This window comes from Faecalibacterium tardum, from assembly GCF_040096515.1.
GTDB classification, from domain to species: Bacteria; Bacillota; Clostridia; order Oscillospirales; family Ruminococcaceae; genus Faecalibacterium; species Faecalibacterium tardum.
The window spans coordinates 1-16019 of sequence record NZ_JBBMEO010000019.1 but is presented as its reverse complement, the minus strand read 5'-3'; the positions used below and the strand labels follow the sequence as shown (position 1 = coordinate 16019).

Here is a 16019-nt window from a genome sequence, read left to right as displayed (position 1 = left end):
TATGTACTATACAATGTAGTTGCTGCGCGTTTAACACTGTCATTCTGCTCGGTTGGCCGCTTTCAGTCTGCTTGGATTTTCTTTTGCCGCCTGAAAATCTGCCCGTTTCAAAAATATTTTTGGAAATTTTCAGAAAAGCGGGCAGAAGCGGGTGTTTCAGGTGTCATATTAGCGGAAAGGGAAAAATCCACCCGACATCCCCACGGAAAGGGGGTGAGAAGATGGAAGCTATCCCTCGCAACGATGGCGAACAGTACCGATTCGATGCGTTCTGCAAAGCGGTACTGCGAAATGAGGCCCGGAACTATCACCGAAATAAGAAACGCCTGCTTGACCGTGAAAAGTCATTCAGCACTCTTTCGTTGGAAGAACTGGGAAAGCTCACGAGTGTAGACTATTATCCGAGCGAAGAATTTATATTTTCGTCCTACGGCTGTGATCTGCACATCGACAATGAACTTGTTGCCAATGCGTTTGCCGCTCTGCCGAAGCAAGAACAAAGTATTCTGATTCTGTTTTGCGTTCTGGAACTGGGCGACGGCGAGATTGGCGACCTCATGGGAATGTCCCGGAGTGCTGTTCAACGACACCGGGCAAAAACGCTGAATGAGCTGCGAAAAAAGCTAAAGGCGCACTTGCCGGAGGGAGGTTAGGCGTAAATGGGCTCCTATGAACACACAAGCAGAGAGCTTTTACCGCTCTCGGTGATTCGCTCTGCCTGCGCTGGAGACACCGATGCAGTTGAACAGGTTTTGCGACATTACAGAGGTTATATCAACAAGCTCTGTACAGGCATTCTCTATGACAAGCACGGTCAGCCTCATGTGTGCATAGACGAGTACATGAAACGCCATCTGGAAATCAAACTGATTTCTTCTATTGTGACCAAAGCCGAAACAGTCTGACCCTTTCCACGTTTCGGGACTGCACCTTGAAAAATATGCCCGCAGGATAATGGCGGTGCATCATAGGGCAAACGGACACGTTGCTGTCTGTATCGAGCCGGACGGCGGGTGCGCCAAGATGCTTTTCTTTGAAAAGTGGAGCGATCACCACCACGCCGCAATGCAAGCGCGGCTGCTTGCGGGCCATGACATACAGGCAGGCTGATACTCCCTTACCGTCAAAGTCCGAGCGTTCAGAGCGTCGCAGGCAATGAGTAGGGCTGCATGAGGAATGCAGGGGTGAGATTCCCGTGGGCTGCTGCCAGCAGCCGTCCGTTGGCTCATTTTTTGATTTTTAAGAAAGGGGATTTTTACGATGCAAGCGAAAAAGACAAACCCTGAAAAAGCAAAAAATCCAGAGATGCTTACTCTGGATTCGACTTATCGTATTGGCAATCGCTCCTTTATCGTTGAGCCGGTGTTCAAAGAAGAAAGTTCCCAGACCTTAGGAGAAGTTCTTCTCCGGCTGATGAAATCCGAAAGCGAAAAATTATAATGACCTTTCGGGAGGCAGCGGACAGAGAAAGCGGATTGTGTTATAATATAGGTGTACAAGTGAATTTGCTATTCGACTGTCCCAAGAAAGGAGCGAGTATGAAACAGTCGAGTAACAAGAAATCCCGTGAAGCAACCGCTTTTCTCTATGAGCGTCTTTCCCGTGATGATAATTTGGAGGGCGAGAGTTACAGCATCGGCAACCAAAAGAAACTGCTCACCAAAGTTGCAAAGGAAAAAGGCTATACCAATCTGGTTCACTTTCTGGATGATGGCATTTCCGGCGTGACCATGAACCGTCCCGGTTTCGTTGAAATGATGCAGCAGCTTGAACAAGGAAAAGCCTCTGCTGTGTTCGTCAAAGACCTTTCCCGTCTGGGCCGAAACTATATCGAGGTCGGGCGGCTGACAGAAGAATTTTTCCCAGACCATGACATCCGACTTGTTGCCGTTTCGGACAACATCGACACGGCCGAGGGAGAAAACGAACTGGCACCCATCCGAAACCTGTTCAATGAGTGGTATGCCCGTGACATCAGCAAGAAACGCCGTATCAGTAATAAAATCAAAGGCAACTCCGGCGAACCGATGGGACTTCCTCCCTATGGGTATATCAAGGACCCGAACAACCCCAAGTACTGGGTCATTGATGAAGAAGCTGCACAAGTTGTCCGGCGCATTTTTGATATGACGTTGGAGGGCTTTGGCACGGAACAGATTGCCACCCAGTTTGAAAAGGAAGGCATCCTGACGCCGCAGGCCTACTGGATTCAGAAAGGCATCGGCCGTCCCGGAAAGACCAAGATGCGCCCCGCCACCAAGTGGAATGGCTCCACGATTACCCATCTTCTGTACCAGCAGGAGTATTGTGGTGATGTTCTGAACTTCAAAACCTACTCCAAGTCCTACAAGAATAAGAAGCGGATTCATAACGACCCGGAAAATTGGGTAGTGTTCCAAAATGTTCACGAACCCATTATTGAACGTGCCGTGTTTGAACAGGTACAGCAGAAGCGTGGAAAGATGCGCAAACGCCGTACCAGCAACGGAGAACACAATATGTTCTCCGGCCTGCTTGTCTGCGCAGACTGCGGCTGCAATCTGCACTTCCACTTCAATCAGGGCAACCCGGAAATCAAGTATTTCAACTGCTCCAACTACAAGGGCAACCGTGGTACCTGTCAATCCACCCACTACATCCGGGTAGACTTTCTGGAAGAAGTGGTGCTGGGCGAGATTCGGCGGCTGACCAAGTTTGCCAGCCTCTACGAGGACGACTTTCTGAAAGCTGTTATCGGGCACTCCCAGCAGGCGGACGAAGCCGACCGCAAGCTGAAAGAGAAAGAGTTGAAAGCTCTCCTTGCCCGTGATGAAGAACTGGACGGCCTTTTTGAGCGCATCTATGAGGACAATGTTTCCGGCAAAATCTCTGACGAACGCTTTTCCAGAATGTCCCGAAGATATGAGGACGAGCAAAAGGAGCTGACCGAGAAAATCAAACAGCTCCGCTCCGAAATCGAAAAGCAGAGCAGCCGTACTATGACAACGGATATGTTCATCAGTCTGGTTCGCAAGTACACCAGAGCAAAAAAGCTGACACCCCGGATGCTGAATGAACTGGTTGAAAAAATCGAAGTGTTCAATGCAGAAAAGGTCAACGGTGTGTGGGAGCAGCGGCTCCGCATTCACTACAACTGCGTGGGCACCATCGAGATTCCAAGCGCACTTCCTTTGCCGACACCCGATGTGTCGGTGAATACAAGAAAAGGCGTAGTTGTGAACTACGCCCCCTGTGATGTCGCTATTTAGCAAATAAAAAATGACGAATGCTCTTTGACAGCTAAATGCTGTAAGAACATTCGTCATGGTGCAGTAAAGCAATCCAAATCCGAACCATTTCCCTTTGATGCGGCTTCTGCCGCTTCTCCAAAAGTCACGGTCTGTGTTCCTTCTTTATAGTTGAAGGTTATCAAAACCTTATCATCGTACAGATAAATCGCATTGATGAAGGTATCCACCAGTGCCTGCCGCTGGTCTTTCAGGCTCATGTCCAGCTTACGGAACCGCAGCAACCAAAAGCGAATGAACTCCTCTGTGACCTTGGGCTTTGCCAGCTTTTCTTCCGCAATGCGGGCTTCAAGCTCACGCTTGGTTTCTTCGAGCTGTTCCAACCGCTCCTTGGTAGAGCTGGTCAGGATACCGGCCTGAATTGCGTTCAGCATATTCTGAATACCAGATTCCGCATCCCGGAGCTGCTTTTCATAAAGGGGAATGTTGGTGTTTTCCTTGTTTTGCAGATCCATCACCTTGGCAATGATGGATTCCATGGCGGCATCATCCTTGACAAGCTGCATGGTCTGGTTGACCACCAGATCTTCCAGCCACTGTTTGCGGACGGTCTTTTTCTTGCAGCCCTTGTGCTTTTTGGCAGTAGCACATTTATAATAGCGGTGGACTTCACCCGTCCGGCTTGTGCCGCTTTCGCCAAACATCAACGCCCCACAGTAGCCGCAGAACAGCTTGGTGGTGAGCAGGTAGTCATCCTCTGCCTTTCTACGGGCAGGGGCTTTCTTGTTTTTCAACATCTTTTCCTGTACATCATTGAAAAGCTCTGCGGACACGATAGGTGGAATCGCATCGGGAATCAGGACGTCCCGGTACTTCAACTCGCCGATATATCGGCGGTTGCTCAGCATGTGCTGGATGACATTGAAAGTCATTGGCCCACCGCGCTTATTCTTGATGCCCTTTTCATTGAGCCAATCCCGAATCTCCCGCATCGTCTGTCCGTCATTGTATCGCTGGAAAGCTTCAGCTACAAAGGGAGCTGTGAGTGGGTCGATTTCAAAGCGGCGGTCTGCGTTGATGGTGTAGCCGAAAGGGATAGCACCGCCAGAAAATTTGCCTTTCAGGGCGTTTTCTGTCATGCCGCGAATGACCTTTTCGGACAGATCAGCGGAGTAATACTCGGCATAACCTTCCAGAACCGATTCCAGAATGATACCTTCCGGGCCATCCGAAATGATCTCGGTGGCAGACATAAGCTTGACACCATTCTTTTTCAGTTGGGTCTTATACCGGGCACTGTCGTAGCGGTTCCGGGCAAAACGGTCCAGCTTCCAGACCAGCACAATGTCAAACAGCTTTTTGTCGCTGTCTTTGATCATCTGCTGAAACTCCGGGCGGTTGTCCGTCTTGGCAGAGATGGCACGGTCAATGTAGTGCTTGACGATGGTGATGCCGTTCTTTTCCGCATAGGCCGTGCATTCCCGAATCTGACCTTCAATGGACTCTTCGCGCTGGTTATCCGATGAATAGCGGGCATAGATCACGGCGGTCATGGCAGGCACCTCCCATTTACACATCATTGAACGATAATACGTTTGCCAATCTTTAATTTCGTATAATACATCACGCAACTTCAATAAATACAAGGTCTTTCTAAAAAATCCAAGAAAGCTCAATATAAACAAGCTTTCTGTTGTTTTGCAATTTGTTCGATTCTGGGAAATGAATGTTCAAAAAACATCTGGAAAGCGCCACATAAATAGTTATGCTTTCCAGTGGAATCTACATACCAATCCCGTTTACAGCCGCCGAAACACATTCTTCGCCAGCGGCATGAATTACACTCAGCAGGATGTTCTGCTCCGTCCTTCAAAAAACGGCGCTCCTTATCGCATTGCATGATTTCGACAAATGACGTATCCTTCACTACCCCCAGTTTCCATTCGTCTAAACAGTAAAAGTCACAAGGATAGAGAGAACCGTTTCCTTCCACCACAAGATAATTTCCACAACTTCCACTTGTGGCACATGTTCCTGCAGGCATTCCCATAGCAAGATAGATATAGTCGTCAAATAAACGGACGCTTGTATACCGACCAGCTTGCCAATCCCGATACCATTCATCAAATAACCCACATAAAAAGTGTCCATAAAGTTCCGGTGTGATGGAATATGGCATACTGCCACGAGTTTTACCTAATGGATCAAGACACGGCGTAAATTGCAGATAGTTACCACCAAGTTTCTGAAGCGTATGATACACTTTGACAGGGCTTTTTGCACACGACCGTGTAACAACACAGAGGATGTTTGTATCAACTTTATTTTTTTGCAAAAGAGAAAGTGCTTTTGTCACGCGAGCCCATGTGGATCTTCCAAAAGCATCTGGGCGTAATTCATCATGAAGAGCTTTTGTTCCATCCATACTGATTCCCACTAGGAAGCGATTTGCTGCCAGAAAAACAGCCCACTGTTCATCAATCATCAGGCCATTTGTCTGAATTGCAAAATTCACGTGGACGTGGTTTGCGTTATGCTGGTAAACCTTTTCAACAAAATAACGGTAGTAATCCAGCCCAGCAAGTGTTGGTTCTCCTCCCTGAAAGGCGAACGTCACGCTACTGTTCCTGTTATCCAATGCAGCAAAGGCTTGTTGAATCAAACAATCGACAGTTTCAGTCGTCATTCGACCAGTGCTGGCTTCTGCGCGATTGACTGCTTCATCTTCATAAAAACAGTAGCGACAACGCATATTGCACAGACTTGAAGCTGGTTTGATTAGAAAATTCAAATTTTTCATTATTACCTCAGCTTAATATCTTCTATTTTACTGCTTAGAGCTTTCTTCATGAAGCGCTTCTATAATCATCTCAATAAATATGAAAAAAGTAATCGCATCATCTAGAAGATAATTGCATCGCTCGTGGCTAAGGAAAGGAAGCACAACCGTCTGGGTAACAAGTTTTGCGAGAGTGGTACGGGTCGACATGGTGATGAGGATGACCGATGCTCCTCGTTGAACATATTGTTCCACAAGGGATTCATAAAGCGGATCACCGCTGAGAGAAAAAATAAATATAACGTCATTAGATCGGATGAGGGAAACATAGCATTCCATCTGCGAAGTATCATTCATAAAGTGGCTGTCGATGCCGGAACGATTCAGACGAAATGCCATCTGCTGTGCAGACATGCCAGAGTGATAGTTGCCAAGAGTGATAACGCGATTGGCCCGGTGGATGATCTGAACGATCGTCTGAATCTGATCAGCGGAGACCCCTTGACGGAGCTTTTGGATAATGTTTTCGTACCGGGTCAGGATGTTGTGCTCCTGTGCAGAAGCCGCCAGAGCCGGTTCATGAAGATAGGCATATTTGAACTCAGACCATCCCTGATATCCGAGTTTCTGGCATAAACGAACGATAGCACTGCGTGAGATGCCGGCATCCTGTGCAATGATCTCAGCACTTCGGCGCTGGATATCGTGCGGATAGTTCAGCAGGTATTCTGCGGCTTTGCGCTCGTTTTTGGGGAGACTGGGAAGCACAGCCTGCATATTTTCCAGAACTGTCATAGAGATTACCTCCATCGGAGTCTAAAAATTGGGGTATCGGTAAGGATCATTATCTCAAGTATAATCGAAAAACGAACAATTGTCCAGAATTGAGCAGTAAAACAATCGAAATCCCCAAAAATAGTATACAAAAACGAACGGATGTTCTTGTGCAGCACGGCAAAAACGAACATTTGTTCAGAAAAGCATTGATTTTACGAATGAATGACCGTATAATAAATCCATCGAAAAGATTCCAGGGCCCGGAATTTTTGCATTGGTAAAAAGCAAATGAAGGAGAATCTTTATGGCGATCAAGAACTATTCAGCGGCGGCAGAGACGCTGATCCAGCTTTCCGGCGGTAAGGAAAATTTTATAACGGTCGAAAACTGCGCGACCCGTGTCCGCATCCAGTACAAAGACCTGTCCAAGGTGGACAAAAAGGCCATCGGAGAGATGGACGGTGTGCTGAGCGTGATTGAAAAGGACGGCCTGCAGGTGGTCGTCGGCCCGGGTGTCTGCAACAAGCTGTGTGCGGCCATCAATGAGATTCTGAGCGTTGACCGCGCTGCGAGCACCGCTGCGCCGGATGCGCCGGATGTGACGGAAGAAAAGAAGAAGGGCGACTTCCTCAAAATCATCAGCGACATCTTCGTTCCGGTCCTGCCGGCTATGATCGCAGGCGGTATCGTACAGGGTCTGAATAACGTTCTGAAATCGGTCGCGGAGGCTCGTGCGGCAGCGGCTGGCATCGCGGCGACGGAGACGCTGACGGCTGCACAGGTCTGGCTGCAGAATTATCATCTGCTGAACTTGAGCAACCTGATGGGCCTGATCTATGCCTGCGTGTTCAACTTCCTTGCAATTTACGTCGGCTATACAGCGGCAAAACGCCTGAGCGTTGACCCGGTCCTCGGTGCGCTCATTGGCTGCATCACCCTGAGCGGCGATTTGACGAAGTTCGGAACCTCTGCAGGCAAAGGCGGCTTGATTGGCGTCATCATCTCGATTCTGGTCCTCAAGTACATTTATAAATTTATTCAGAAGATCATTCCCAATCAGGTGGCCGTTATCTTTGTGCCGACCCTGAGTGTTCTGATTACAGCGGCGTTGATGATCACGATTTTGATGCCGGTCTGCGGCGTTCTATCGGATGCCATCGTCAGTGGCCTGATGTGGATCCTGGACAAGACCGGCGTCTTCGGCGGCTTTATTCTGGCGGCATGTTTCCCGACCCTGATCTCGACTGGCCTGCATCACGGTCTGACGGCAATCCACATGGAGATGCTCAATACTCTGGGTTACGCTCCGCTGATTTCGGTTCAGGTCATGAGCAACGCCGGTATGGTCGGCGCAGCCTGCGGCATCTTCCTGCTGAGCAAGAACGAAAAAGTCCGTCAGGCCTGCCGTGGCGCGATTCCGACCTCCTTCCTGTGCGTCGGTGAGCCGGTCATCTACGGTGTCTGTCTGCCCTCCGGCTTCGGCTTCATCACCGGTTCCATCGGTGCAGGCGTCGGCGGTGCGCTGATCCGTTTGTTCAACGTTTCCTTCAATGCGATGGGTATGGCTGGTATGTCTGCTCTGCCGCTGGTCGCAGATGGAAAGTATCTGTACTACCTGATTTCTTACTTTGGCGGTGCGATTGCTGCCTGCGTGCTGACCTATATCGTGGGTAAGGCACGCCACTACGAATAATCCCTTTTCATGAGAGGAGAGACCAATCTGTGCGAACCATTATGGTGATGTTTGATACGCTGACGCGAAAGTTTTTGCCGAGTTACGGCTGTAACTGGACAAAACTGCCTAATTTCAAACGGTTGGAACAACGCTGCACAACCTTCGACAATTTCTATGCAGGCAGTCTGCCCTGCATGCCGGCCCGACGAGAACTACATACCGGAAAGCATAACTTTCTTCATCGAAGCTGGGGTCCGATGGAACCGTTTGATCGTTCTTGTGTCGAAGTCCTGCGTGCGGAGGGCGTCTATACCCATCTGTGTACAGACCATTCGCACTATTGGGAAGACGGTGGCTGCACCTATCATAACCGCTATGACACCTGGGAGGGCTTCCGTGGACAGGAGGGCGACCGCTTTGTGGCGCACGATATCCCGGTGGACATGCCTGAGAAACGCCATCCCCTCAATAAGACTGGTATCTCCGTAACACAGCATTACCGCAACCGGGAGCGTCAGAGGACGGAAGAAGAAATGTCCGGCACACGAACTGTACAGGCCGGACTGGAATTTCTGAAAGAGCACGTGGAAAAAGACAGTTGGTTTTTACAGATAGAGTGCTTTGATCCTCACGAGCCCTTCTATGTTCCGCAGAAATACCGTGCCCTGTACGATCTGCCGGAAGAAGAAACTTTGAACTGGCCCCGATACGGCAGAGTTGCCAGCGAAGACTACCGTGAAGATCTGCAAAATGCAGCTAGAGAGTATGCGGCTCTGATGACAATGTGCGATGTGCACCTCGGGCTGATTCTGGACTTCATGGATGCGCACGATATGTGGAAGGATACGGTCCTCATTGTCAACACCGACCACGGCTTCCTGCTGGGCGAACACGAATGGCTCGGCAAGAATTTTCCGCCGCCTTATGACGAATTGGTACATCTCCCGTTCTATTTCCATGTTCCGGGCATCGCCGAGGGCGGACGGTGTGAACAACTGGCAACAACAGTGGATATCGCGCCAACGCTGCTGGAACTCTTTGGATGTGCCCAGACCCCGATGGGCGAGATGGACGGTCGGTCACTGCTCCCGGCATTGGAAGGGAAACCGGTTCGGGAATGGGCATTGTTTGGTGTCCATGGCTGCTATACGGGCATTACAGATGGTCGGATGACCTACCTGAAAGCCGAACAGAACGAGGATGCGCCGCTGTACGAGTACACCCTGATGCCGACGAATATTCGTGGGTATTTTTCGGAAGATCAGCTTCGCCGTGGGGAGCTGGTGGAAGGGACCCGGTTTACCAATGGCATCCCGTGCATCCGGTATCCGGTCGTAAAAATATACCAGACTGCAAAATTGAAAGACCGCCTGTATGACCTCAAAAAAGACCCGGAACAGCTGAAAAACCTGAGCGGAAGTCCGGAAGAGACCGTCTGGAAGGATAAGCTGACCAACGCACTGAAACAGGTGCAGGCTCCGCAGGAAGAGTTTTTCCGACTGGGATTATAAACAGAAACAGGACGGCATTGCAGCTTGTCCTGTTTTTCCCTGTAGAGTCCTGCTTCTCCTTGTAGAGATGGAGTAAAGTTATGAATAAACGCACAGATACAAAAACACTTTGGAAGCTTTTCCTAAGCACCCTTTATATCAGCACCTTCACCTTCGGTGGCGGCTTCGTCATCGTCACCTTCATGAAGCAAAAATTTGTTGATGAACTGCATTGGCTGGAAGAGGATGAAATGCTTGATTTTGCGGCTCTGGCTCAGTCCAGTCCGGGCGCTATTGCGGTCAATGCTGCGATTCTAGTCGGCTGGCGTGTCGGCGGATTTATCGGAATGGTGACATCGGTCATCGGTACCATCATTCCACCCATGGCGATTCTCTCGGGCATTTCCTTTTTTTATACGGCTTTTGCTACAAATTTCTATGTTTCCCTTGCACTGAAAGGTATGCAGGCCGGTGTTGCTGCGGTCATTCTGGACGTTGTTTTTGGCTTGGGCGGTAACATCATCCGGCAGCATAAGCCTGTTTACATCGGGGTTATGATGCTTGCCTTCCTTGCAAACAGCATTTTTAATATCAACGTCATCTTCATCATTCTGACCTGTGCCGTTTTTGGCGTCCTGCTCGAAGTCATTCACCACATGAAGCGGAGAGGAGATGCCGTATGATTTACTTGCAGTTGTTTCTGAGCTTTCTACAGGTAGGCATGTTCAGCATCGGTGGCGGTTATGCGGCCATTCCACTGATCCGGGATCAAATTGTGACCAGCCACACTTGGCTGACAATGAACGAATTCACCGACCTCATTACCATTGCTGAAATGACACCAGGTCCTATTGCGGTCAACTCGGCGACCTTTGTTGGCATCCGTATTACCGGCCCTCTGGGTGCCGTCATCGCCACATTAGGTTGTATTACGCCTTCGCTTCTCATTGTTTCTCTGCTGGCTTATATTTATTATCGATATAAGAATGTCTCTGCCCTGCAAAGCGTTTTAGCAAGCCTGCGTCCAGCAGTCGTTGCTCTTATCGCAGGTGCCGGTCTGTCTATCTTAAAGCTGGTTGTGTTTCAAGGCAATGTTGCTGCCCTTGCCTCCGTAAACTGGGCTGGTGTTTTGATTTTTGTTGCCGCTTTTGTTGCCCTTCGGACGTTCAAAATAAATCCAATTTTAACAATGCTCTGCTGTGGAGCAGCAAATTTATTTGTAAATCTCTTCTGCTAAAAAGAATAGGAGAAGCAAACCATGAGTGTTTTTCGCGATGATTTTCTGTGGGGCGGTGCCTGCGCTGCCAATCAGTTCGAGGGTGCATGGGATGTGGACGGCAAAGGCCCCAGCGTGCCGGATATGTGTACCAACGGTTCCCACACCAGCCCGAAATGGGTGACCACCGGCATCCGACCCGACCGTCTGTACCCCAGCCACGAGGCCATTGATTTCTATCATCACTACGAAGAGGATATCGCCCTCTTTGCTGAGATGGGCTTCAAGACCTTCCGCACCTCCATCAACTGGACCCGCATCTTCCCCAACGGCTGGGAAACGGAACCCAATGAGAATGGTCTGGAGTTCTACGACCGCGTGTTCGACTGCTGCAAGAAGCACGGCATCGAGCCGCTGGTCACCATCAGCCATTACGAGCTGCCCTATGCTCTGGTGGAAAAGTACAACGGCTGGGCTTCCCGGGAACTGATTGAGTTCTACATGAACTACTGCAAGGCAATCTTTGAGCGCTACAAGGACAAGGTAAAGTACTGGCTGACCTTCAACGAGATTAACTGCGGCACCATGCCCATGGGCGCGATCCTCGAGACCGGCACGATCAAAGGCTTTGAAGGCTCCACCGCCGATGTGCCCGACAACAAGCAGGAGCGTTTTCAGGCACTTCATCACCAGTTCGTGGCCAGCGCCATGGCGGTCAAGTACGCCCACGACAACTATCCCCAGTTCAAGATGGGCAACATGATTTGCTTCATCACCAGTTATCCGCTGACCTGTGACCCTGCCGATGTGATCGCCAATCAGCAGAAGATGCAGATTACCAACTGGTTCTGCTCCGATGTGCAGGTGCGCGGCGAGTATCCCAGCTATATGAAGCGCTGGTTCGCCGAGAACGGCATCACCATCCTGCAGCAGCCCGAGGACGCTGACATCCTGAAAGAAGGCACGGTGGACTTCTACACCTTCAGCTATTATATGTCCAACTGCATCACCACCCATAAGGATATCGAGGATGTGGGCGGCAACATCGTTGCCGGAAAGAAGAACCCCTACCTGAAGGCTTCCGACTGGGGCTGGCAGATCGACCCCATTGGTCTGCGCTACACCCTCAACGAAATCTACGACCGTTACCACCTGCCTATGATGGTGGTGGAGAACGGTCTGGGTGCTTACGATGTGAAGAGCGAGGACGGCAAGATCCACGACAGCTATCGCATTGACTACCTGCACCAGCACATCGAGCAGATGGCTGAGGCGGTTAAGGACGGCGTGGATCTGATGGGCTATACCCCGTGGGGCTGCATCGATCTGGTTTCGGCTTCCACCGGCGAGATGGCAAAGCGTTACGGCTTTATCTACGTCAACAAGTTCGATGATGGCACCGGCGACCTGAGCCGCGAGAAAAAGGACTCCTTCTACTGGTACAAAAAGGTTATCGCCTCCAACGGCGAAAAATTGGAATGATTGATTTTTCTAGAATTGTGCAACACCTCCATATAAGCCGTACTTCTTTCACTTTGCCGCAATAGAATTTGTAAAGCTATCTTGACACATCTTAGAAACCATGATATTTTCTGTCACAAATCCCACTGATTTTGTGGATTGGCCCAAAACCATCTACAAGATGTGGTCGTGTTCATTTTGAACGTTGCCACAGAAAGTGGTTGGTTATCACCGTGAGACCCACCACTTCCGTGAGGAAAAGTTCACGAAAGAACTTACCGCCCCGCAACACACCCGATTCATTTTGCCGCCGATTCACCCGACAAAATCATCGCTGCGCTGCGTGGGCGGTATTTTTCTTTTCCCCAAATAAAATCTTATGTAGTTGTGTAAATCTCCAAAATTTGTTTTCGGTTGTTGACTGCACAACTTCAAAGTGTTATTCTAATGCTTGAAAGAAGCAGGTTGTAGTGTCCGCACTGTGCCCGGCTTTCTTCATACTGTACCTTGAATCTTACATAAGCCGTCTGAACGTGATACCGTGCCATGACCTCACACTTTGTGTGGGCGAGCCGGACAACGCCGCTGCAAAACAGGGGCAGGAACTGCGTTCGGAGCAAACGGTGATCAACATACACGAGCAGCGGAACTCTCTACTTATTTTTGCGTCTTAACACTTCGGAAACAATTACCCGAAAACGGTTTTGAGCGCAGCGGTAGAGGGCAAGAACCGTCCCGTGGCCACAAATTTTCAATTCTTGAAAATCTTGTGCTCCACCGGGACTTCACTTCTTCAATGCACCTGCATTTCCGAAGTGATCTTGTTGGGGCGTGCCTGCCCCAAACCCTGCTCATATTCGCACCTTGCGGTGCGAAAGAACGGCGCGTCGTGCTTACATAGCTTCACCGAGGAGCTAGCGAAACGACAGGAGGTTCAATGAACAAAACGAATGTCAAAGCGAATCCCAGCACGACCCACCGCCACGACACGCCGAACAACAAAACGCACATCATCAAGTTCCGTGTGACGGAAACTGAAAAGATGGAACTCCAATGCACAGCAAAACTCCTTCACCTCTCCCTGTCCACCCTCATCCGCCGTGCGCTGCACAGTGCGAAGATCGAGCGCACTGTTATCGTTGCCGGCGGCGGAGAAGAAACCCTGACTGCCGTTTCCACTCTGCTCGCTCAGTGCAGCAGGGTGGGCGGCAACCTGAACCAACTCGCACGACACTTCAACTCCGGCGGAGCAGACACCGGACAGCTCCGGGCGAAACTTCTGGACGAACTTGCAGACCTGACCGCCTTCCGGCTCAATGCCGAGAAAGTTCTGGGTGAACTGTATGGCAACGCTGAAGCATATCGCCTCTAAAAATTCGGACTACTCTGCTGCCGAAACCTATCTGATTTACCAGCACGATGAATTTTCCGGCAAGAAGATTCTGGACGAACAGGGCAGACCCAAGCTGCGGGAATCGTACCTGCTCGACACCCTTGAGTGCGGTGATTTCTCATTTGCAACGGCCTGTCTGCTGGCAAACCGCAAGTATGGCAAGAACACCCAGCATGGTGATATTAAAAGCCACCAGTATATCATCAGCTTTGACCCAAGAGATGCAGCCGACAACGGCTTGACCATGGAAAAGGCACAGGCACTTGGCCTGAAATTCTGCGAAGAAAACTTCCCCGGTCATCCCGCCATCGTCTGCACTCACCCCGATGGGCACAACCATTCGGGAAACATCCATGTCCACATCGTGATCGGCAGCATCCGAATGCGAGAAGTGGAACGCAAGCCCTATATGCAGAAGCCCCGCGACTGGTGTGAGGGTATGAAGCACTCCAGCACAGCCCAGACCATGCGGCACTTGCGTGTTGAGGTCATGGAGATGTGTGAGGGTGCTGGTCTGTACCAGATCGACCTGCTCAACGGCTCGAAGGTTCGTGTGAGCGAGCGCGAATACTGGATGAAACAGCGAGGTCAACTGAAACTCGACCATGAAAACGCTGCCCTGCTCGCAACAGGTCAGCAGCCCACACAAACGAAGTTTGAAACCGCAAAAGAAGTCTTGCGGAGACAGATTTCGGAGGTTCTCAATGTTGCAACGAGTTTTGAAGATTTCTCGGACAGGCTCTTGCAGCAGTACGGCATTACCGTCAAGGAAAGCCGTGGACGGCTCAGCTATCTGCCTGCTGGAAGGACAAAGTTCATCCGGGCGCGCAGCATCGGTGACAAGTTCGAGAAAGAACTTGTGCTTGCCGCTCTGAAAGCCAATACCGAACGCAAGCGCACTATCCAGTCCAAGTCTGACCGCATCGGGAAACTGATCGATATTCAGGCGAAGCTGAAGCAGGGTAAGGGCATCGGCTACGAGCGTTGGGCGAAAAAACACAACCTCAAAGCTATGGCACAGACCTTGATCCTCTTGCAGGAAAATGGTCTGCTCAACGAGGACGCACTCGACCAGAGAATTACAGAGCTTGATACCAAGTTCCACGATTCGCTGGCAGTGGTGAAAGATCTCGAAGGTCGCATGAAAGCCAACAAAGAGCTGCGCTATCATGTCGCAGCCTACGCCAGCACCAAGAGCGTCGCACAGCAGTTAAAAGCTGCAAAACGACCCGCAGCCTTTGAAGAACAGCACCGTGCAGAGCTGACAGCGCACCGGGCGGCAGCAGCCTATTTCAAGGCAAATGATATCACCAAGCTGCCCAGCCCGAAGAAACTGGAAGCCGAGTATGCGCAGCTGGCATCCGAAAAGGCACAGTTCTACGAGCAGTACAAGGAAGCCAAGAACGAGCTGCTCAAGCTGAAAACCGCAAAGCAGAATGTTGCGTCCTTTTTCCGGGAGGAAGAACCGGCGCAGCAGGAGAGATAAAGGAGTGTGCGTATGATCAACCTGAAAATCGACCCGGAGTTCCAGTCTCAGATTCCTCCTCTGACCGATGATGAATTTAAGCAGCTTGAAGAAAACATCCTCAAGGAAGGCAAGCTGCTCTCTCCTTTGATCGTTTGGAACAATACCCTTGTTGACGGCCACAACCGTTATGCCATTCTCCAGAAGCATCCTGAGATTTATTTTTCCACTACGCCGCTCCAATTTGAGAACCGCGAAGAAACCATTGCGTGGATTTGCCGGAATCAGTTGGGACGGCGAAACCTGAGCCCCGAACAGAAACGCTATCTGCTTGGGAAACAGTATGAAGCTGAAAAGAAAGCTGCAAAAATCTTTCGGGGTAATCAGTACACTTTAGCAAAGAAAAGTGGTGGTGATCACGGTGATAACCACCACTCTGGAAAGAAAACCTGTGACCGGATCGCAGAGGAAAACGGTGTCAGCCGCGCCTCCGTTCTCCGCGCCAGCCACTATACACGAGGCATCGACATCGCAGA

Annotated in this window: 15 protein-coding genes; 12 read left to right on the top strand and 3 right to left on the bottom strand. The window is 50.2% G+C overall.

Annotated elements, in window-relative coordinates; genetic code table 11:
* The first annotated feature begins 221 nt into the window (after window positions 1–221).
* The 4 genes from WMO44_RS10570 (at window position 222) to WMO44_RS10555 (ending at window position 3248) form a co-directional block, all read left to right on the top strand.
* The gene (locus WMO44_RS10570) at window positions 222–653 is read left to right on the top strand and encodes a sigma-70 family RNA polymerase sigma factor (protein WP_349152561.1); all 432 of its coding nucleotides are present in this window, start codon (window positions 222–224) and stop codon (window positions 651–653) included.
* A 6-nt stretch (window positions 654–659) separates the two neighbouring features.
* Window positions 660–905 (top strand): helix-turn-helix domain-containing protein, encoded by a 246-nt coding sequence (locus tag WMO44_RS10565; protein WP_112122069.1) that lies wholly within the window; start codon window positions 660–662, stop codon window positions 903–905.
* A 355-nt stretch (window positions 906–1260) separates the two neighbouring features.
* Window positions 1261–1440: a hypothetical protein gene (locus WMO44_RS10560; protein ID WP_158403747.1), complete on the top strand. Its 180-nt coding sequence runs from the start codon at window positions 1261–1263 to the stop codon at window positions 1438–1440.
* A gap of 98 nt (window positions 1441–1538) precedes the next feature.
* Window positions 1539–3248 (top strand): recombinase family protein, encoded by a 1710-nt coding sequence (locus tag WMO44_RS10555; protein ID WP_044960212.1) that lies wholly within the window; start codon window positions 1539–1541, stop codon window positions 3246–3248.
* 53 nt (window positions 3249–3301) lie between these two features.
* Here the strand turns inward: WMO44_RS10555 and WMO44_RS10550 are convergent, their stop codons facing one another.
* The 3 genes from WMO44_RS10550 to WMO44_RS10540 all read right to left on the bottom strand — a co-directional run bounded on the left by WMO44_RS10550 (window position 3302) and on the right by WMO44_RS10540 (window position 6801).
* Window positions 3302–4780: a recombinase family protein gene (locus tag WMO44_RS10550; protein ID WP_349152560.1), complete on the bottom strand. Its 1479-nt coding sequence runs from the start codon at window positions 4778–4780 to the stop codon at window positions 3302–3304.
* A gap of 119 nt (window positions 4781–4899) precedes the next feature.
* Window positions 4900–6027: an anaerobic sulfatase maturase gene (locus WMO44_RS10545; RefSeq protein WP_349152559.1), complete on the bottom strand. Its 1128-nt coding sequence runs from the start codon at window positions 6025–6027 to the stop codon at window positions 4900–4902.
* Window positions 6028–6054: 27 nt separating this feature from the next.
* Complete coding sequence (locus WMO44_RS10540) at window positions 6055–6801, bottom strand: MurR/RpiR family transcriptional regulator (protein WP_349152558.1); 747 nt, start codon at window positions 6799–6801, stop codon at window positions 6055–6057.
* Between the two features lie 286 nt (window positions 6802–7087).
* Here WMO44_RS10540 and WMO44_RS10535 point away from each other — a divergent pair, with 286 nt between their 5' ends.
* The 8 genes from WMO44_RS10535 to WMO44_RS10500 form a co-directional block, all read left to right on the top strand.
* A complete protein-coding gene (locus WMO44_RS10535; RefSeq protein WP_349152557.1) occupies window positions 7088–8476 on the top strand; it encodes a PTS transporter subunit EIIC in 1389 nt (462 codons plus the stop codon).
* A gap of 29 nt (window positions 8477–8505) precedes the next feature.
* Window positions 8506–9969, top strand: coding sequence for a sulfatase (locus tag WMO44_RS10530; RefSeq protein WP_349152556.1), 1464 nt, complete (start codon window positions 8506–8508; stop codon window positions 9967–9969).
* 80 nt (window positions 9970–10049) lie between these two features.
* Entirely contained in the window at window positions 10050–10631 is a 582-nt protein-coding gene (locus WMO44_RS10525) for a chromate transporter (protein WP_249252765.1), read from the top strand.
* The gene (locus WMO44_RS10520; RefSeq protein WP_349152555.1) at window positions 10628–11185 is read left to right on the top strand and encodes a chromate transporter; all 558 of its coding nucleotides are present in this window, start codon (window positions 10628–10630) and stop codon (window positions 11183–11185) included. Before WMO44_RS10525 ends, WMO44_RS10520 begins: the two co-directional genes overlap by 4 nt.
* A gap of 21 nt (window positions 11186–11206) precedes the next feature.
* Window positions 11207–12646: a glycoside hydrolase family 1 protein gene (locus tag WMO44_RS10515; RefSeq protein WP_349152554.1), complete on the top strand. Its 1440-nt coding sequence runs from the start codon at window positions 11207–11209 to the stop codon at window positions 12644–12646.
* Between the two features lie 916 nt (window positions 12647–13562).
* Window positions 13563–13997: a plasmid mobilization protein gene (locus tag WMO44_RS10510; RefSeq protein WP_349152553.1), complete on the top strand. Its 435-nt coding sequence runs from the start codon at window positions 13563–13565 to the stop codon at window positions 13995–13997.
* Window positions 13969–15504, top strand: coding sequence for a relaxase/mobilization nuclease domain-containing protein (locus WMO44_RS10505; protein WP_349152552.1), 1536 nt, complete (start codon window positions 13969–13971; stop codon window positions 15502–15504). The genes WMO44_RS10510 and WMO44_RS10505 overlap by 29 nt, the downstream gene beginning before the upstream one ends.
* A 12-nt stretch (window positions 15505–15516) precedes the next feature.
* Window positions 15517–16019, top strand: a 503-nt coding sequence (locus WMO44_RS10500) for a ParB N-terminal domain-containing protein (RefSeq protein WP_494337428.1), incomplete at its 3' end; no start/stop codon positions are given.